The sequence below is a fragment of the Undibacterium sp. 5I2 genome, assembly GCF_035019605.1.
Lineage (GTDB): Bacteria > Pseudomonadota > Gammaproteobacteria > Burkholderiales > Burkholderiaceae_D > Undibacterium.
Window position 1 is genome coordinate 1 of record NZ_JASJVS010000069.1, and the last position, 18866, is coordinate 18866.

The window sequence follows — 18866 nt, forward strand, 5'->3', positions numbered from 1 at the left end:
TCCCAGTCATCTTTATTTTCCTCGTTTAGGTAATTATTCCTCCTATTGAGGTGTCCGTAAACATTAGACCATTACAGTTGTTAATGGTGGAGCGCTTACGATCAATTTGGATTGCAGCGAGTTCTGTCGATGCATTTGGATCACACTAAAGTCAGAACTGATGTTAGGTCAATTTGATTAAAAAAAGCCCAATAGAAAAATTGGGCTTTTTTGCTTTTGTTTAAATAATTTATCGATTTTAAGATAAATTACGAATGGTTGAGTTTACGACTGTAATGAACAGTTTACGACTATATTAAGCGGGAATAGTCAATTACACTGCTTACCCAATCACTCCACCGTCACACTCTTCGCCAAATTCCGCGGCTTATCGACATCGGTACCACGCGCGAGCGCGGTGTGATAGGCCAGCAGTTGCAAAGGTATGGTATGCAAAATCGGTGACAATTGGCCGTAATGCTCGGGCAAGCGGATGACGTGTACGCCTTCGCTGGCTTTGATGTGGGAGTCGGCGTCGGCAAACACGAACAACTCGCCGCCGCGGGCGCGTACTTCTTGTAAGTTCGATTTCAACTTCTCGATCAAGACGTCATTCGGTGCGACTGTCACTACCGGCATTTCCTTGGTTACCAGCGCCAGCGGACCATGTTTCAATTCGCCGGCCGGATAGGCTTCGGCGTGGATGTAGGAGATTTCTTTGAGCTTGAGTGCGCCTTCGAGGGCGATCGGGTAGTGCAGACCACGGCCGAGGAACAGGGCGTTTTCTTTGCTGGCGAACATTTCAGCCCAGGCGATGATTTGCGGTTCCAGCGCCAGCACAGCACTGATGGCGGCGGGCAGATGGCGCAAGGCTTTCATGTGGGCGGCTTCTTCACTGTCCGACAACAGGCCTTTGCTTTGCGCCAGAGTCAACGTCAACAGGAACAAGGCGGCCAATTGGGTGGTGAAGGCCTTGGTCGAGGCGACCCCGACTTCGACGCCGGCATGGGTGATGTAGCAGAGTTGGCATTCGCGCACCATGGCGCTGGTCGCGACATTGCAAATCGTCAGCGTGTGCGGCATGCCGAGGCTACGTGCGTGTTTCAGTGCGGCCAAGGTATCGGCGGTTTCGCCGCTTTGTGACAGTGTCACTACCAGCGACTTCGGATTGGGCACGCTGTCACGGTAGCGGTATTCGCTGGCGATTTCGACATTGACTGGAATTTTAGCGATCGATTCCAGCCAGTATTTGGCGGTCAGACCGGCATAATAACTGGTACCGCAAGCGAGTATGAGTACCGAATCGATTTCTTGAAATACTTGGTAGGCACCGTCACCGAACAATTCCGGCATGATGCCGGCGACCCCTTCGAGGGTGTCGCTGATCGCGCGCGGTTGTTCGAAAATTTCTTTCTGCATGTAGTGGCGATATGGGCCGAGCTCGGCTGCGCCACTGTGGGCATGCACGGTGCATACTGGGCGCTGAACGGCACGGCCTTCGGCATCGACGATCCACACGCCTTGCAACTGCAAGTCGATCACATCGCCCTCTTCCAGATAAATGATCTGGTCGGTGGTGCCGGCAATGGCCATGGCATCGGAAGCGAGGAAGTTTTCGCCGATACCGACGCCGACGATGAGTGGCGAACCCTGACGCGCGCCGACCACGCGGTGTGGTTCGTCACGGCAGAATACGGCAATCGCATAGGCACCGGTGAGGCGCTTGACCGCTTGCTGTACGGTGTCGAACAAATCGCCTTGATACAGATGATCGACCAGATGAGCGATGACTTCGGTATCGGTCTGACTTTCGAACACATAGCCGAGGGCACTCAGTTCGGCGCGCAGTTCCTCATGGTTTTCGATGATGCCGTTATGCACCAGTGCGATGCGTTCACGCGAAAAATGCGGATGCGCGTTGGCCGATGAGGGTACGCCATGCGTGGCCCAGCGCGTATGGGCGATGCCGGTGAAGCCAGCCAGCCCACGCTGTTCTACTTGCGCTTCTAATTCGGTGACGCGGGCGGTGCTGCGCGAACGTTGTAACTGGCCATCGACGTGCAGCGCGACGCCGCAGGAATCGTAGCCGCGGTATTCGAGGCGCTTCAAACCCTCCAGCAGAATGGGGGTGATGTTACGTTGGGCTACTGCTGCGACGATACCGCACATAGGAACTCCGTGGAAGGTGGAATGAGAATGACGCTATGCTAAAGCGTTTGCGATGAATTTATATTTCAAAATACGATTGAATATGGAATAAACAGCTACTACAATCAATATATGGTTTTTTATTTCATTAATTGAGTGATTTTGAATTTTTATGACAAGCATGACGATCTTAGATGAACTCGATAAACGCATCTTGTTGCAATTACAGCAGGATTGCGCCATCAGTAACCACGAACTGGCGGCGCGCGTACATGCCTCGCCTCCGACTTGTCTGCGCCGCGTCAAACGCTTGACCGACGAGGGCGTGATCGCCCGTCAGGTGGCGCTGCTGGCACCCGAAAAGCTCGCCAGCAGCCTGACGGCCATCGTCGAAATTACCCTCGACTTGCAAGCCAGCGAAAAACTCATTGCCTTCGAAGCCTTGGTAGCCAGTGACATCGCGGTACAGCAGTGCTACCGTGTCTCGCCTGGCCCCGACTTTGTGCTGGTGATTCAGGTCGCTGATATGGCGGCTTACCACGCACTGGCACATCGCCTGTTCGCCGGCCACAGCAATATTCGCAATGTGCGCAGTTTTTTTTCTATTTTCCGCAGTAAATTTGAAACCCGTATTGCCATCTGAAGCCAGGAGCCCGACTCACAGCGGGCGTATGCTTTCCTTCAGCACTTCGGTGCGGTAGTAACGTTGAAAGCCTTTCCATACCAAGTCACTCACGCCGCTGCGCTGAAACATTTCCTGTAACTGCGCGCGCTCTTGCTCATTGAGTGCCGTGTTTGACAGGTAGAGGCCGCTCTCGCCCCATGGCAGTTCTTGCATGGCATCGTATTGCAGTTTATCGCTGAGATCTTCGATACGCGCATCGGCCTGCACCGATCCGGCCAAAATCGACGGCGCCATGATGGTGTAAGCGACCACTCCTGATTTAAGCAAGCGGGCGAGCGAGATGGCGTCGACTTCTTGTACCAAGCGGCCCTGTTTCTGCAATGCCAGCAGCAGCCCCTGGTAGGCTGGGCCATAATCGAAACCGCGCACTACCGCCACACGACTACTCTTTGCATCCAGCAGCTCTTGGAAATTTTTAAATGGAACACGTGGCGCGCGAATCGAAATCAACATGGCGCGGTTGCGTACCAAGGGTATGAACACGCCAAGTTGATCGCGTTTCGGCGTGCGCGAAGCCGGAATGAGCATGTCGGCCTGACCGCTTTCAAACAAAAATTCCTGGCGCGAACGCGGCACTGGCACCAAGCTGAACTGGCATTTTTCGCGCGCACCCAAAGTTTCGAGCAGCTCCGGATAGATCCCGCTGAGCAGGGTTCCAGAACTGGTCACGCTGAGCCCGATCGGTGCCAATGGCACCTCGATGACGCGCGCACAATCGGCCAGCGCCGAGAATGCGACCAAGATGAGCGGGCCAGCCAGAGCAAGCCGCAGCAGGCTACGCGCGCAGCGGTGGCGTATTGTGTGGCAAGTGGTGGTCAAGCTTATTTCCTCATCCCTGTTACAGGAAGTGATTCAGTGTTTTTCACATAATGCCGTCAATTTTTCCAGCGAGAGTATATCGATACCTCTGTAGATTAATCGTATCACTTTGTGGTCGCTCAAAAATTTTAATTCTTTGGATAGGCTTTGCCGGCTCATCCCCAACATCATGGCCAGCGATTCTTGTGACACCGGAATCCGATTCGACAGTGGCAACGGGCCGACCAACAGCAGCAAGCGCCGTGCCACGCGCGCGCGTAAGGTGCGCAAATGGGCATCTTCGACGATGCCATATAACAGCCGCATGCGGCCCGCCACCAGCGTGGCGATGCCAGCGGCAAAATGCGCATCGGCCAGGCACAGGGCAAACGCGGCCGGGTGCAGACACAGCAGTTCGGCCGAGCCGAGGGCGGTGGCATCGTGCGTACGTGGCAAGCCATCGAGCAGTGAAATTTCACCGAACCAGGTGCCGCTGTCGAGTATCGTCAGGATCGCTTCGCGACCATCGGCATTAAGAGTAGACATTTTGATGCGACCATGTAGCAGCAGAAACCAGCTGCTCGGCGCATCGTCCTGACGAAACAGCATTTCTCCCGCTTGCAGGCGGCGGCTTTCGGTAGCGGCCAAGACCTGCTCACGCAAGCCGGCAGGCAGGCCGCTGAACCAGGAAAATGCCGACAAGTGAGTCAGCATGTCGGTTGGCGAATACGCGGACATGGGCAATCCTGAGCAAGAAGAGGAATGGAGCGAGCAATTGTAAAATATTTGACAGTCTGATTCTACCCGTCGCGCTATGGTGAAGACATAAAAATAATCGGGAGTGAGACAAATGCAACATCATGCTGATTTTACCCGCATGGATAACAGCAGCGCACAAGACTGGCAACTGATCGGCGCTGAGTTCATGCAGTTCACACAAAGCTTGCCACAGCGAGTGATTAAGCACTTGCAATTGTTGGAGGGCGATTATGGCGGTTTTCCGGTCGATCGCTATACCCATTCGCTGCAAACCGCCACGCGCGCGCTGCGTGACGGTCGCGATGAAGAATACGTCTGTTGCGCGCTCTTGCACGATATCGGCGACACGCTGGGCAGTTTCAACCATCCTGACATCGCCGCCGCGATACTCAAACCATTTGTCAGCGAAGAAAATCTCTGGATGGTGCAGCACCACGGAATTTTTCAAGGCCATTACTTCTTTCATCATATCGGCATGGATCGCGATATGCGCGAGCAATTTCGCAGCCACCCGCAATTCGAGCGCACGGCCGAATTTTGTGCGCTCTACGATAACCCTTCGTTCGATGCGCATGCTGAAACGTTTCCGCTCATTGAGTTCGAACCGATGTTGCAGCGCTTGTTAGCGCGGCCGAAAAACAGTATTTACCAAAGCATTGTCGCCAGCGATAAGCCCACCACTACCAAGGAAACCCCATGAATATCCCATCGTTGCGAGACCAAGTCAGCCCGGAAGAATGGCAATTGCGGGTAGATTTGGCGGCCTGCTATCGTCTGGTTGCGCTGTACGGTTGGAGTGACTTGGTGTTTACCCACATCAGTGCACGTCTGCCCGGCGATGAACACCATTTCCTGATCAATCCTTACGGTTTGATGTTCGATGAAATTACCGCTTCATCCTTGGTGAAGGTCGATCAGCAATGTAACAAGCTGATCGATTCGCCCTTCCCGGTCAATCCGGCCGGTTTTGTCATTCACAGTGCGGTGCATGCCGCGCGTGACGATGCCCAATGCGTCTTGCATACGCATACCCGCGCCGGGGTGGCGGTGAGCGCGCAAAAATGCGGGGTGCTGCCCTTGTCGCAGCAATCGACGTTTGTGCTCGCCTCGCTGGCCTACCATGATTACGAGGGGGTAGCCTTCCGTGATGAAGAAAAACCGCGCTTGCAAGAGGATATAGGACGCGCCAATTTCCTGATGCTGCGTAACCATGGCTTGCTGACCGTCGGTAAGTCGATCGCCGATGCCTTTCTGTCGATGTACACGTTTGAAGCGACCTGCCAAATTCAATTGGCGGCGCAAGCCGGCGGCGAACTGGTGCAGGTCAACCCGCTGATCGTTAAAGGGGTGTCGGAAGCGATGCGGGTGCAAACCGGCGGCCTCGGCGGTGCCTTCGTTTGGCCCTCGCTGATCCGCAAGTTGGAGCGGCTTGATCAAAGTTACCGCTCATGAGTCGCGCTGCTCCTGTCATCATCATTACCGGCAGCTCCGACGGTATCGGTGCCGAAATGGCGCGGCAATTGGCGCAGCAGTACGGCGCGCGGGCGACGCTGGTGCTGGCGGCGCGCAATGAAACGGCCTTGCAGCAGGTGGCCGAACAATGCCGCGCCTACGGCAGCACTTGCCTGGTGCAGCCCACCGATGTCAGCGAGGAAAGCCAATGCCGGCGTTTGATCGCCACCACGGTGGCACAGTTCGGCGGCATCGATACGCTGATCAATAATGCCGGTAAATCCGCGCAGGCCTTGTTGGCGGAGGTGAGCGATCTGGGCTGGTATGAGGAGCTGATGCGTATCAATTTTTGGGGCAGCGTGTGGTGCACCCATGCGGCACTACCGTATTTGCGCCAAGCCGCTGGCCATATCGTGGCGGTCTCATCATTGGCCGGCTTGATCGGCGTGCCCGGTCGTAGCGCTTACAGCGCCAGCAAATTTGCCATGAATGGCTTTTTTGAGAGTTTGCGCAGCGAGGTGCGCGAAGCCGGGGTGCAGATCACCCTGGCCTATCCGGGCGTGGTGGCGACGCGGATTCGCTACCATGGCTATAACGCCGCGGGCGCGGCGGCGGGCAGCAGTGGCCTGAAAGAAGACGATGCCATGCCGGTGGAACAATGCGCGCGGCTGATCATCGCCGGCATGCAGCAAGGCAAGCGCGAGGTGGTGATGACGGCCAAGGGCAAGTTAGCGCGCTGGCTCAAGCTGATTGCTCCGGCTTTGGTAGAAAAACTGGCGCTGGCGGCCTTAAAAAAGGAAGTGCGACCGGACTGAAACTTCAGAGCGCCATCTGCCACTGAAACAGGAAAAAGCTGATCAAGCCGGCGGCGATGGTCAGCATCTGCCGCCCGCTCAGCAAGCAAACCGCAACGGCTACCAGCGAGGCCAGCAATTGCGGATTATGCCAATGCAATTCCAAGCCCTGCCTGTGCGGTGCCAGTATCATCGGCGTGATGATGGCCGTGAGCACGGTCACCGGCACGAAACTCAGCGCCAGCGTCAACCTAGGCGGAAACACCAGGCGTTCGCCGAGTAGAAAGAAAATCGCCTTGATCAAAACGGTAATAACGGCCATGCCGGCGATCAGCAAGGGATAATTCATTGCGACTCCTTGCCAAGGGCTGAACGCCAACTGCTGGCCATGCCAACCACGACGCCAACCACGACGGCGGCCAGTAAGCCTAATTTATACGGTAAGCCCTGCAACAGATAGGCACAAGCGGCCGCCGCCAGCGCCGCGGCCAGTTGCGGCATGCGGCGTAATTGCGGCACGATGATGGCGATGAAGGTGGCCACCATCGCATAGTCGAGCCCCATGTTCTGCAATTGCGGAAACCAAGTACCGAACAATAGACCGACCAGTGTCCAGCATTGCCAGTTGAAATACATGGCCAAGCCGGAGCCGAGAAAATACCAATGTGCGTAACGACGCTCGGTGGCGCTCAAATTTTGTTGATGATGACCGGCCACCACCGCAAAGGTTTCATCGGTCAAAAGAAAACCGAGCAAGCAGCGCCAGCGCGTCGACAAATGTGCCACGTGCGGCAGCAGTGTCGCCGCGTACAGCATGTGGCGTAAGTTGACGATGAAGGTAGTGAGCCAGATCACCAGCATGCCGGTATGACTGGCGACCAAACCGACGGCGATGAACTGGCTCGAACCGGCGTAAACGGCACCCGACATCAATTGGCCATGCCAGGGCAGCATGGCACTGGCCGACACCAAGGTACCGAAGATCATGCCGAACGGTGCGGCACCGAGCAGCATGGGCAGGGTGTCGCGCGCACCGCGCGCCAGTTGCTTAAGCTTATCAGTCGGTTCGGCGAGCCCTGGCAACGACATTATTTGCTTTGTTTTTGCGGCCGAACCCAGTTGTCGAGTGTAACCTGACGCGTGCGCGAAACTGTCAGCTTACCGGCCGGCGCATCGCGCGTGAGCGTGGTGCCGGCAGCTAAGGTCGCACCCCGCCCGACCCGAACCGGCGCGATCAATTGCGTGTCGCTGCCGATGAAGGCATCATCTTCAATCACGGTGCGGGCTTTATTCACGCCATCGTAATTGCAGGTAATCGTGCCGGCACCGAGATTGACACGGCTGCCGATGCTAGCGTCGCCAATATAGGCCAGATGGTTGGCCTTGCTGTGTGCGGCGATCTGTGTATTTTTGATTTCGACGAAATTACCGATATGGACGTCTTCGGCCAGTTCGGTACCGGGCCGCAGGCGCGCATAGGGTCCGACCTGCGATTGCGCGCCGATGCTGGCTTGATCGATATGCGAAAAGGCTTTGATATAGGCAGCAGCACCGATGTGGGTATCCTTGATCACACAATGCGGCCCAACCGTAACGCCATCGGCCAGCGTGACGCTGCCTTCGAACACGCAGCCGACATCGATGCTGACATCGCGCCCACACACCAAGCTGCCGCGTATATCGAGGCGCGCCGGATCGTACAGATGCACGCCTTGCTCGAGTAAAGCACGCGCTTGATTGGCTTGGTAAATCCGTTCTACTTCCGCCAGTTGAACCTTGCTGTTGACACCCAAGGTTTCCCAAATCGCATCCGGTTCGGCCGAGACGACGGGCACGCCATCGGCAACGGCACGCGCGACGATGTCGGTCAAATAGTATTCGCCTTGGGCATTATGGTTCGACAGGGTCGCCAGCCACTCGGTCAGCGGCGCGGTCGGCACGATCATGATGCCGGTATTGATTTCGCTGATCAGGCGTTGTTCGGCAGTGGCATCTTTTTGTTCAACGATGGCGCTGATCGCCCCATTATTGCGGACGATGCGGCCCAAGCCGGTCGGGTCGGCCATGTGGGCGGTTAAAATCGCCAGTTTGTCCTCCCCTGCCACGGCCATCAGGCGGCGCAGCGTGGCCGCGCTGGTGAGCGGCACATCGCCATACAAAATCATGGTTGGCATGCTGAGGTCGAGCAGCGGCAGTGCTTGCGCGACGGCGTGGCCGGTGCCGAGTTGCGGCTCTTGTTTGGCAAAGCGCAAATCATCGGCCGCCACGCGACTGAGTACCTGCTCGCCGCCATGACCGTAGATCACGCAGATCGAAGCCGCGCCGAGACTGCGGGCGCAATCGATGACATGGCTGAGCAAAGGTTTACCGGCCAAGCCGTGTAACACCTTAGGCAGGGAAGATTGCATGCGTTTGCCCATACCGGCGGCGAGGATGACGACGTTCATAGTTAACTCGAGAAGAATGGGATACAGAAGAGTGTAATTTTACCATGCGCCCGCCAGCAGTCTGTCGAGCTTAGGAAATCGAAGCGAAAAATTGCTTGAGCGCAGGCTCATTTACATGCCGTCACAATGATTTGCCTCAGCGCTAAGCGAATTTAATCTATAATTGCGAATCATTCTCATTACAACCAATAATCGATGGCTCTTTTTCCTTTGATGCAGCGGCTGCGCTGCGGCAGTCGCGCCTTTTGGATACGGCAATTGCACCAGTGGCATTGGCTCAGCTCTGCCCTGTGTTTGGGAGCGATGTTGATTTTTGCTGGCACCGGCATTACGCTGAATCACGCGGCGCAAATCGAAGCCCAGCCGCACATCAGCACCCGGCATGGACAAGTGCCAGCGGCCTTGCTGGCGCAATTGTTAACGCCGGCTTCGAGCACGGCGGCGCTGCCGCCAGCGCTGCGCGCTTGGTTTGGCAGCGCGGCCGGCATCAGCGTCAGCGCGCAAGCGGCTGAGTGGTCGGCCGACGAGGTTTATCTGGCGCTGCCGCGCCCCGGTGGCGACGCTTGGCTGCGCGTAACACTGCCCGATGGCGCCTGGGAATATGAATTGACCGAGCGCGGCTTGATCGCCTATCTCAATGACTTGCACAAGGGCCGCCATGCTGGTCCGGCATGGAATTGGTTAATCGATTTGTTCGCCGTGCTGTGCCTGATTTTCTGCATCACCGGCTTTGTCATGTTAAAAATTTACGCTGGCCAACGGCCCTTGACCTGGCCGCTGATTTTGCTCGGCTTACTGTTACCGCTGCTGGCATTAAGCCTGCTGCACTGATTTCAACCTGGGAATTTTCATGCAAAAACTCTTACCCTTTGCCATCGGCAGCCTGTTGGCAGCGCCGAACTTGGCGCATGCTGGCGAAATCAAAATCAGCCTCGAACTGCCGCGCATGGCCATCGCCGAATACCACAAGCCGTATGTGGCGATCTGGCTGGAACGGCCCGACCATACTTTTGCCGGCAATCTGGCGCTATGGTATGACATCAAAAAAGCCGATGGCGAAGGCACTAAATGGCTGAAAGATTTGCGCCAGTGGTGGCGCCGCAGCGGCCGCGAACTGAGCTTGCCAATCGACGGTCTCAGCAGCGCTACCCGTACCAGCGGCGTGCAAACTCTGAGCCTGTCCAGTCAGGCTGCGGTCTTCGCCGGCCTGACACCGGGTGACTACCAATTGCAGATCGAAGCAGTACGCGAAGGTGGCGGACGCGAAGTGGTACAGCTACCGTTCCACTGGCCAGCCACCAGCACGAGCGTCTCAGCACAAGGCAAGACCGAGCTGGGCAACATTTCTCTGACCATTAAATAGGAATTCCTCATGTCCCTCTCCCGCCATCTTGCTGCCTTCTCCTTGTGTCTGTGTGCGACCGTGAGCGCGCACGCGCACAATACTTTCTTACTGCCTTCGGCGACGGTGGTGTCTGGCACGGCACCGTGGATTACGGTCGACGCCGGTGCGGCGACGAATGTGTTTGAATTCGATCATATGCCACTCAATCTCGATCAACTACGCATCACGGCACCGGACGGCACTCAGGTGGCCGCTGAAAATGTACGCAGCGCGCGCTTGCGCAGCAGTTTCGATCTGGCTTTGGCCCAAACCGGTACTTACCGTATCAGTCTGGTGTCGCGCAACTTGTCGGCCACGTATGTAGAAAATGGAAAAACCAAACGCTGGCGCGGCAAGCAAGAAAATCTCAGCACCGAGATTCCAGCCAGTGCCACTGAGGTCGTCATCACCGAAAGAAACGCACGCATCGAAACCATCGCCACCAAGGGCAAGCCAGGCGGCTTGGCTCTGAACGCGGTCGGTGCCGGTTTGGAACTGGGCGTACTGACCCACCCAAACGATTTGGTGGTCGGTGAAACGGCACGCTTTCGCTTGCTGCTCGATGGTCAAGCCGTCGCCGGCGTAGCGGTCAAAATGATACCCGGCGGCCAACGCTATCGTCAGCAAAGCAATGAACAGAGCGTCACCACCGATGCCGACGGTAACTTCAGCTTTACCTGGAAACAAGCCGGTATGGTGTGGCTCAATGCCGAAGTCAGCGACAATAAACAGAGTCTGCCGCAAGCCAATCGACGCGTGGCCAGCTATGCGCTGACGCTCGAAGTCTTGCCCGAGTAAGCGGCCGTTCCGCTATGCGTCAGGTTTTGATTCCACCAATGACGGCGCGGCCAGCGGCCATGCCGGCGGCCGCGCGGCCGTGCCAGTTCGCCGGTGCCACCATGGGCAGCAGTTGGAGTGTGCAAGCGCTGCTGCCAGCAGACTGCGATGAAGCGGCCTTGCAGCGCGACATCGCCGCCTTGCTGGACGAATTGATACGGCAAATGAGTACTTGGGATCCCGCTTCCGAACTGTGTCGTTTCAATCGCGCCGCCGCCGGCAGCGTCCACCAATTACCGACCCATCTGTGCCAGGTGCTGGCGCACGCCTTGTATGTGGCGCAGCAAAGCGGTGGGGCCTATGACCCGACGGCCGGCAAACTGGTCGATCTGTGGGGTTTCGGGCCGCAGCCACGCCGTAGCACGCCACCGAGCGCCGCCGACATCGCCGCCGCGCGCAGCGGTCCGGGCTGGCGCGGCTTGGAGTTTTCCGCGCTGGCCCAGCGCGCCTGCCAAGCCGGTGGCATCACTCTCGATCTCAGTGCGATCGCTAAAGGCTATGCGGTTGATCAGCTCAGCGAGCTATTGAGTGCGCGGGATATCGCGCACCATTTGGTCGAAATCGGTGGCGAATTGCGCGGTGCCGGCGTCAAACAAGATGGCCAGCCGTGGTGGGTGGAAATCGCCACGCCTGCGCCGACCGAACGCGCGCCCATAGTGGCGCTGTACCAGATGGCGATTGCCACTTCCGGTAACGAGCTGCAGTATTTTGAACATGCTGGCCGGCTGTACTCGCACACCATCGATCCGCGCAGCGGCTGGCCGGTCGACAATGCGCTGCGCTCGGTCAGCGTACTGCACCGTTCCTGCATGAGCGCCGATGCGCTGGCCACCGCCTTCATGGTGATGGGACCGAGCGCTGCACTGGCCTATGCCGAACAACATCAGATCGCACTGCTGCTGCGCGCCGATGACGACAGCGTCAGCGCCAGCAGCGCGCTGCGCGCCATGTTGACATGAACGCGCGCCGTAGCCTGCATGCGCTGGCCGTGCTGCTGTTGCTGGCGGCTTTGCTGTGCCTGCAACTGCAGTTGGCAGCGAACCTGTATCGTGCCACGCTGATCGCGGCCTACCTGAGTTTTTGCAGCGCGCTGTGGTTCGCTCAGCGGCGCGCGCCAAGCGCCAACGGCGCGGCGTTCTGCCTCGCCTATGCCAGCCAAACGGGCAGCGCGCAGGCGCTGGCTAACGCCGCGGCGGCGCAGCTCAAAGCGGCTGGGCATGTGGTCGAATTATTGCCACTCAATGAACTCACGCGCGCCCATCTGGCAATGCAGCGGCGTGTGATTTTCATCGTCAGTACCGCTGGCGACGGCGGCGCACCCGATAACGGCCTGGCTTTTCAGGAAATGGTGATGCGCACTACAGCGGCTTTGCCAGACTTAGCGTACGCCGTCGTCGCGCTCGGTGACCGCCGCTACCGCCAGTTTTGCCGATTCGGCAAGCAACTGGAACAGTGGTTGATGCAGCAGCAAGCGCAAGCCTTGTTCGCAAAAATCGAAATCGATGATGGCGACCAGCAGGCCATGCAACAATGGCAAGAGCAATTGCAAGCGCTCGGTGCCGCCGCGCCCGCAGCACTTGGCGCGAGCGCGCCGGCGAGTTTTTCCAGTTGGACCTTGTGTGAGAGGCAGCAGCTCAATCCTGGCAGCCAAGGCGCGCCGGTATTTCATCTGGCGCTGCGTGCACCGGACCTTGCACCACACTGGCAAGCCGGTGATATTGCCGAAATACTGAGTGGCCCGGAGCAGAACATTTTACGGGCGTATACCATCGCCTCGCTACCCGCCGATGGTCAGCTCGAATTATTAATCCGCCAGCGCCGCGCCGACGACGGCCGGCTCGGGCCGGGTTCGGCCTGGCTGACCGAACAGGCGGCACTCGGGGCGCCGATCACGCTGCGGATACGCGCGCAAGCTGGGGGCTGCCACGGCGCGCCCACCGGTCCGCAGATTTTAATCGGCAACGGCACCGGCATGGCCGGCTTGCGCGCCCGTTTGAAAGCCCAAGCCGCCGCCGGTCAGCAGACTAACTGGCTGCTCTTCGGCGAGCGCGAAGCGGCGCACGATTTTTTTTATCGCGCGGAAATCGAAGCTTGGCAAGCCAGCGGCGTGATCAGCCAACTCAGTACCAGTTTTTCACGCGATCAGCCACAGCGCCGCTATGTCCAACATGCTTTGCAAGAACAGGCGACCAGCTTGCGCGAGTGGGTAGAGCAAGGTGCGGCGATACTGGTGTGCGGCAGCCGTGACGGTATGGCCGAAGCAGTCGACGCGGTGTTACAAACCGTGTTGGGGTCGGCACAGCTGCGGAAAATGACAGAGACCGGTCGCTACCGGCGCGACGTGTATTGATATCGGCGGCAGCGATTCGGCGCTACAATCAGCGCCATCGCCTTCTTTTCCGCCGCCATCATGAGCCATCCCGCTGCCATCGCCGAACAGTTTTTTTTATCAGCTAATCAATTGATGGCCAGCGGCGACTCGGCCGGCGCGGCGCGTGACTTTCACACGGCACTGACACACGATCCGGACTGCGGCGAAGCCTGGGCCAATCTCGGCTACCTCAAAGAACAAGAGCAAGATTTCAGCCGCGCCGCCGAATTATATCGACGCGCCTTGACGCTGCTGCCGGACAATTTGCAATTGCAACTCAATTTAGGGACTGTGCTGCTGCATATGAAGCAATTCAGTGCGGCCGAAACCCTGTTCCGTCATGCCGTGGCAAGCCATCCCGAATCGGCCGCGGCTTGGTCGAATCTCGGGGTCTTGCTGGCTTGCTGCAAACACGAGCGCGCGGCCGAACAGTGCTACCAACGGGCGCTGGCCATCGACGTCGACTACCAGAAAGCGCGCTTCAACCTCAGTTATATCTTGCTGCGTCAGGGCCGTTTCGAGGCTGGCTGGGCCGCCTTGGAGTCGCGTAGCTGGCAAGATTTATTCAGCGATTATTTCAGCTTCCCACGCTGGCGTGGCGAAAGCTTGCTTGAGCAACGCATCGTCATCGTCTTTGAAGGTGGCCACGGCGACATGATCCATTTCTGCCGCTATGCGGACACGCTCAAAGAACGTGGTGCCGCCAGCGTGAGCTTGATCTGCCACCCGGCACTGACGGCTTTATTCACTAGCATGACTGCGCTTGATCAGGTGTTTTCATACGAATTGGAGGTAGCGCGCGCCGCGTGGGATTATTGGGTACCGCCGGCCAGCCTGCCCGGCTGTTGCGGTACGCAGATAGCGACGATACCGGCCGCCATTCCCTATCTGTACGCCGAGAAACAAAAGGCAGCGGCTTGGGCTGCGCGCTTGGGGCCGCGCCGTTTGCGCGTCGGTTTGGTTTGGCAAGGCAATCCTTGGTTTGAAAATAATGCCGATCGCTCGATCGCCACACTCGCGCTGCTGCGCCCGCTGCTGGAAGTAAGCGGCGTGCAATTTGTCAGCCTGCAAAAAGGGGAAGGCGAAGCCGAAGCACAGCGCGCAGCCGGCGAGCAGTTTGTGGTGCTGACAGAATTATTGAGTGATTTTTCCGAGACCGCCGCCCTCATTGAGAACCTCGATCTGGTGATCAGTGTCGACAGTGCGGTGGCCCATTTGGCCGGAGCACTGGGCAAACCATGTTGGCTGTTGCTACCCGATTATCGCTGCGACTGGCGCTGGATGAGCGCGCGCAGCGACACGCCGTGGTACCCGCTGACGCGCCTGTTTCGTCAAGCCCCAGATAGCGACTGGGGCACGCTGGCACCGCAACTGGCTAGCGCGCTGCGCGAGTGGCAAGCGCAGCAGGCAGCACAACTTGCCTGAGCAAGCGATTTGACTTCAGACTTTTTTGAGGAAACAGGCTTTGAGCATGAAACTGCCGCCATCCATCTTGCAATCGACTTCGTGATCGCCGCCGACTAAACGTATGCTCTTGATTTTCGTGCCCATTTTAAGCGTCGTCGACGAGCCTTTGACTTTCAAATCTTTGATCAGTACCACGGCATCGCCATCGGCAAGCACATTGCCGTTGGAATCTTTGACGATGCGGTCGTCACTGTCATCACTGGCAGCGACAGCGACTGCTGGCCACTCATGGCCACAATCGGCGCAGACATAGTTGTCGCCATCAGGATAAGTGTTTTCCATGCCGCATTGCGGGCAGACGGGTATGCTAGCCATCATTCTTCCTCGGGCGGCCAAACGGCCGCATTAAATATACTGCAATAAAAGGAGCGCCAGTATAAGCGACTATGTCGGCAGCAAGACCGAAGTAGCGCGATTTATTGAGTCATCACAAACCTCGCCAAGTCTATCAGCTAAAAAAAACGGCGATCATCGATCGCCGTACAGACTCGTTGAGAGCAACTTACTTCGGTTCGGACAGCTGCGCCTGATAACGCTGCACCGTTTCGAAAATAATCAGTTCGGTCTTGCGTACTTCTTCGATCGCATCTTCCAGCGGCAACTTGGCACCACGACACAATGCCGATGAGGCCGACATGGTATTGCCACCCAAAATATATTCGAGCACGTCTTTTAATACTTGATCGGGCAATTCCGGCGTGAACAAATGCTTGACCTTGTCTTTGAAAAATTCAAAGCGTGGCTGATTGAGCGCATAACGGCGCGCGGCCAAGCTGACGATAGGCGGCACTTCCGGTGCTGGTGCTGGTGCTGGTGCCGGTGCTGGCACAGGCGGTGCAGGCGGCTTCGCCGGCGGCACGACCACTGGCAGACTGATCACGCGGAACAAATCATTCTGAATTTTCGCTACCAAATCGTCAGCCGATTCGTAAAAACGTACTGGCTGTGATTGACTGAGCAAGGTTTTGAAATCGCTGAGTTTTTGCGCGGAGACACCAGTATCAACGTGCTTAGGCAAAACCAAATGCTCGTCTTCATCGATGATGTAAATCAGCACCGGAATACCATGCGCCAGCGCTTCTTCATATTCGAGTTGCAGCAATGGTTTTTTTGACTTGCTATCGACATCGCCGCATACCATGGCAAAAATACCAATATAGACCTTGGCGTTGCGCACCATCTGCAAGCGCGCGGCCAATGTGGTTTCCGGCAAGGCCATGAGCACCGTCACGTCAGGGCGGGCCGGATCTTTGAGCGCACAGGCTGCAGCAATTTTTTTGCGATGCAGTGCAAGGTCAAACGGCGTGGAACTGACAAAAATATTAGCGGACATACTATCTCTCAGCGAAAACGTTTAAGGAATGCAAAGCGTCACCAGTTGCAAATATGCAGCGACATTTACCTGTCAGCAATATTAGCAGAAGCCGGCTTTTTTGTGGTGCGCCATCTCAGGCCTTCATCCCCGCCATCAGCGCAGCAAAGCCAATGAATGCGCCGCCGGTGACACGATTAAAGGTTTTCAAGACCCGCGTTTGCTTGAGGTAGGCCGACATTTTGAAACCGCCCAAGGCATAGACCAAATACCAGCTCAATTCGATAACAGCAAAACTGCCCAATAAAATGCCAAATTGTGGCAATTGCGGCAAGTTTGCATTAATAAATTGCGGCAAGAATGCCGCTGCAAACAGCAAAGCCTTGGGATTGCTGGCGGCAGTCAGAAAGCCGACCTTGAATAAATCCCAGCGTCGCACCTTCGCCACCGCTGCCACCGCTGCCGTGCTATCCACCGCGGCAGCAGCATGGACCGGCGCGGTCCAGACTTTGTAGCCGAGGTAGGCCAAATACAAGGCCCCGGCCCAACGCAAGGCATCAAACCAAGCCGGCGCGCTGCGCAACAAGACTCCCAGACCCGCCGCCGAAGCCGACATCATGATGAACAAGGCCGTCAAACAACCGCCGGCGCTCCACATAGAGGCGCGGAAATTATGTCGCACGCTCTGACTCATGACCAGCAACATATTTGGTCCCGGTGCGGCCGAAATGAAGAAGGTCGCCGTCACAAACAGCCACCAAGTGTGCAGTTTCATAGAGTATCCAAGGAAAAAGGAGCAAGTAAAAAGCAGATTCTACCGGCTTCTGCGCAAATCGACGGCGCGATGTTCGATTAAACAACAAGCCTGGCCGATTTGGTATTTTGCTGCCGCTGATTGGCAAACAATCGCAACAAAAGCTCAATTGTCGTTTCAGTGTCCACCAATGGCAACGCACATGCGCCTAATCTGCAGGATGCATTTAAGGAAGCGCGGATGTTTTGTCTATCAGAGGTGCGCGTAAAACCTCGGCGTTCAGAGGCTGCCGCAAAAACCTAATAGCTGATCGCGATCGCTGAAATAATTCGGGACCTGATAAGTTCCACTACTCCCGGCACATTTCCGCTCGCGTTTCGGCTGATGCAGATCCCCAAATATCTCAACTTGAACAACTTAATCGATCGTCGCAAGGCGGCAAGAAGAACACCGGACGAGAATACGGATGCTTTGCCAAATCGTATTCAATTGCTTTTTCTGTAGAGGGGCGGCGTGATCTGGCCACCTCAGTTTTAAAGATGCTCGGATTTCACAGGCATGCTCTCGCGGCGGATCAGGTACACGCCGCTGGCAACAATGACGGCCGCCCCAAGCAGGGTGTAGGAGGTCGGCAGCACTTGCCATAGGATCCAGTCCAGTCCCATGCCCCAGGCCAGCGCCGAATACTCGAACGGCGCGACGCTCGACGCCTTGCCCGTGCGAAAAGCCTCGGTGATCGCCAATAGTCCCAGGAAGCCGCTCAGCGACAGGCCGCTCAAGAGCAGCCAATCCTCCGCGCGGATCGCCATCCACTCGTGCGCGCACAAGATCCCGCCGCCTATCGCCATCATGATAATCAGCCAGAACACCATGCTTTCGCTGGAATCGCTGCGACTGAGCACGCGGGCGACGATGTTCGACACGGCATAGCAGGCGGCCGCTGCCAGAACCGCCAGACCACCGACGGAAAAGAATTCTCTACCGTTCGGACGCAGCACTAGCAGCACGCCGCCCAGGCCGACCACGATGGCGCACCAGCGCGCCCGGTCCACCTTCTCCTTCAAAATGAAAACCGACAGCGCCGTAATCAGCATCGGGGCAATGAAGAAAATCGAGTACGCCTCTGCCAGCGACAGCCGTTGAAGGCCGTAGGTAAAAGTCGTAATCATGGTAATGCCCAAGATGCCGCGCAGCAGATGTAGCGACCAACGAACTTTGAGGATCGAAGCGAAGGCACCGCGCCAGCCCAGGTAGATCAACACCAGCGGCAGCGAGGATAACGCACGCAGCGCCGTCACCTGCATGGCCGGGTAATGGGCTGACAACAGCTTCATCGCCATGTCCATCAACGAAAACATGGCGACAGCGATCAGCATCGCATAGATGCTACGCAAATTTTGTGCATGGCTAGTCAAAAGAGTTCCTTTCTGGTGATGCCGAAAACAGGGGCAGGCGCGTAGCTATGCTTAAACAGCAAAATCAGCCTGACGGATGCGCAGCAAATTTGTACGGAAATTTTAGCAAGCTCACATCAGCCGTGTTTTTCGGCAATTCCCTAATGCCCATCGAGTCAGACTACTAAGTTGATGATGCGCCTGGCAATAACAACTTAATGGATCGTCGCAAGCGACGATGGAAAAGACTCTGGAAGGGGTTTGCATCCCCTCCCATCGCGTCGC

Annotated in this window: 20 protein-coding genes; 10 read left to right on the forward strand and 10 right to left on the reverse strand. The window is 57.0% G+C overall.

Annotated elements, in window-relative coordinates; genetic code table 11:
* Window positions 1-330: 330 nt before the first annotated feature.
* Window positions 331-2148, reverse strand: a complete 1818-nt coding sequence (gene glmS, locus QN359_RS17340; protein ID WP_322250047.1) for a glutamine--fructose-6-phosphate transaminase (isomerizing) — start codon at window positions 2146-2148, stop codon at window positions 331-333.
* 151 nt (window positions 2149-2299) lie between these two features.
* Here glmS and QN359_RS17345 point away from each other — a divergent pair, with 151 nt between their 5' ends.
* On the forward strand, window positions 2300-2770 hold the full coding sequence (locus tag QN359_RS17345; RefSeq protein WP_322250048.1) for an Lrp/AsnC family transcriptional regulator: 471 nt from the start codon (window positions 2300-2302) through the stop codon (window positions 2768-2770).
* 15 nt (window positions 2771-2785) lie between these two features.
* On the opposite strand, the gene QN359_RS17350 is transcribed toward QN359_RS17345, so the two are convergent.
* Together QN359_RS17350 and QN359_RS17355 are read right to left on the reverse strand one after the other, a co-directional pair.
* Complete coding sequence (locus tag QN359_RS17350) at window positions 2786-3631, reverse strand: transporter substrate-binding domain-containing protein (RefSeq protein ID WP_322250049.1); 846 nt, start codon at window positions 3629-3631, stop codon at window positions 2786-2788.
* A gap of 33 nt (window positions 3632-3664) precedes the next feature.
* A complete protein-coding gene (locus QN359_RS17355; protein WP_322250050.1) occupies window positions 3665-4348 on the reverse strand; it encodes a Crp/Fnr family transcriptional regulator in 684 nt (227 codons plus the stop codon).
* A gap of 112 nt (window positions 4349-4460) precedes the next feature.
* Here QN359_RS17355 and QN359_RS17360 point away from each other — a divergent pair, with 112 nt between their 5' ends.
* The 3 genes from QN359_RS17360 to QN359_RS17370 are packed head-to-tail and all read left to right on the forward strand — an operon-like array spanning window position 4461 to window position 6636.
* Window positions 4461-5069, forward strand: a complete 609-nt coding sequence (locus QN359_RS17360; RefSeq protein ID WP_322250051.1) for an HD domain-containing protein — start codon at window positions 4461-4463, stop codon at window positions 5067-5069.
* On the forward strand, window positions 5066-5821 hold the full coding sequence (locus QN359_RS17365) for a class II aldolase/adducin family protein (protein WP_322250052.1): 756 nt from the start codon (window positions 5066-5068) through the stop codon (window positions 5819-5821). Before QN359_RS17360 ends, QN359_RS17365 begins: the two co-directional genes overlap by 4 nt.
* Window positions 5818-6636 (forward strand): SDR family oxidoreductase, encoded by an 819-nt coding sequence (locus QN359_RS17370; protein WP_322250053.1) that lies wholly within the window; start codon window positions 5818-5820, stop codon window positions 6634-6636. Before QN359_RS17365 ends, QN359_RS17370 begins: the two co-directional genes overlap by 4 nt.
* Window positions 6637-6640: 4 nt before the next feature.
* Here QN359_RS17370 and QN359_RS17375 read toward each other — a convergent pair whose 3' ends face one another.
* The 3 genes from QN359_RS17375 to glmU are packed head-to-tail and all read right to left on the reverse strand — an operon-like array spanning window position 6641 to window position 9062.
* Complete coding sequence (locus QN359_RS17375; RefSeq protein WP_322250054.1) at window positions 6641-6964, reverse strand: AzlD domain-containing protein; 324 nt, start codon at window positions 6962-6964, stop codon at window positions 6641-6643.
* Window positions 6961-7704 carry an AzlC family ABC transporter permease gene (locus QN359_RS17380; RefSeq protein ID WP_322250055.1) on the reverse strand — a complete coding sequence of 248 codons (744 nt, stop codon included), beginning with the start codon at window positions 7702-7704 and terminating at the stop codon, window positions 6961-6963. Before QN359_RS17380 ends, QN359_RS17375 begins: the two co-directional genes overlap by 4 nt.
* Window positions 7704-9062 carry a bifunctional UDP-N-acetylglucosamine diphosphorylase/glucosamine-1-phosphate N-acetyltransferase GlmU gene (gene glmU / locus QN359_RS17385; protein ID WP_322250056.1) on the reverse strand — a complete coding sequence of 453 codons (1359 nt, stop codon included), beginning with the start codon at window positions 9060-9062 and terminating at the stop codon, window positions 7704-7706. The genes QN359_RS17380 and glmU overlap by 1 nt, the downstream gene beginning before the upstream one ends.
* Window positions 9063-9257: 195 nt before the next feature.
* Here glmU and QN359_RS17390 point away from each other — a divergent pair, with 195 nt between their 5' ends.
* From QN359_RS17390 to QN359_RS17415, 6 genes are read left to right on the forward strand one after another with little or no spacing between them, the layout of a single operon-like run.
* On the forward strand, window positions 9258-9893 hold the full coding sequence (locus QN359_RS17390; protein ID WP_322250057.1) for a PepSY-associated TM helix domain-containing protein: 636 nt from the start codon (window positions 9258-9260) through the stop codon (window positions 9891-9893).
* 19 nt (window positions 9894-9912) lie between these two features.
* A complete protein-coding gene (locus QN359_RS17395; protein WP_322250058.1) occupies window positions 9913-10425 on the forward strand; it encodes a DUF2271 domain-containing protein in 513 nt (170 codons plus the stop codon).
* Between the two features lie 9 nt (window positions 10426-10434).
* Window positions 10435-11244: a DUF4198 domain-containing protein gene (locus QN359_RS17400; protein WP_322250059.1), complete on the forward strand. Its 810-nt coding sequence runs from the start codon at window positions 10435-10437 to the stop codon at window positions 11242-11244.
* A 14-nt stretch (window positions 11245-11258) separates the two neighbouring features.
* Window positions 11259-12242: an FAD:protein FMN transferase gene (locus QN359_RS17405; protein ID WP_322250060.1), complete on the forward strand. Its 984-nt coding sequence runs from the start codon at window positions 11259-11261 to the stop codon at window positions 12240-12242.
* Window positions 12239-13633, forward strand: coding sequence for a sulfite reductase subunit alpha (locus QN359_RS17410; RefSeq protein WP_322250061.1), 1395 nt, complete (start codon window positions 12239-12241; stop codon window positions 13631-13633). The genes QN359_RS17405 and QN359_RS17410 overlap by 4 nt, the downstream gene beginning before the upstream one ends.
* A 60-nt stretch (window positions 13634-13693) precedes the next feature.
* Window positions 13694-15079, forward strand: coding sequence for a tetratricopeptide repeat protein (locus tag QN359_RS17415; protein ID WP_322250062.1), 1386 nt, complete (start codon window positions 13694-13696; stop codon window positions 15077-15079).
* Between the two features lie 15 nt (window positions 15080-15094).
* Here QN359_RS17415 and QN359_RS17420 read toward each other — a convergent pair whose 3' ends face one another.
* From QN359_RS17420 to QN359_RS17435, 4 genes are all read right to left on the reverse strand, one after another.
* Window positions 15095-15436 (reverse strand): zinc ribbon domain-containing protein YjdM, encoded by a 342-nt coding sequence (locus QN359_RS17420; RefSeq protein WP_322250063.1) that lies wholly within the window; start codon window positions 15434-15436, stop codon window positions 15095-15097.
* Window positions 15437-15623: 187 nt separating this feature from the next.
* Window positions 15624-16454, reverse strand: coding sequence for a DUF4062 domain-containing protein (locus tag QN359_RS17425; protein WP_322250064.1), 831 nt, complete (start codon window positions 16452-16454; stop codon window positions 15624-15626).
* 115 nt (window positions 16455-16569) lie between these two features.
* On the reverse strand, window positions 16570-17208 hold the full coding sequence (locus QN359_RS17430) for a LysE family translocator (protein ID WP_322250065.1): 639 nt from the start codon (window positions 17206-17208) through the stop codon (window positions 16570-16572).
* 512 nt (window positions 17209-17720) lie between these two features.
* The gene (locus QN359_RS17435; RefSeq protein ID WP_322251042.1) at window positions 17721-18563 is read right to left on the reverse strand and encodes a DMT family transporter; all 843 of its coding nucleotides are present in this window, start codon (window positions 18561-18563) and stop codon (window positions 17721-17723) included.
* Window positions 18564-18866: the final 303 nt, after the last annotated feature.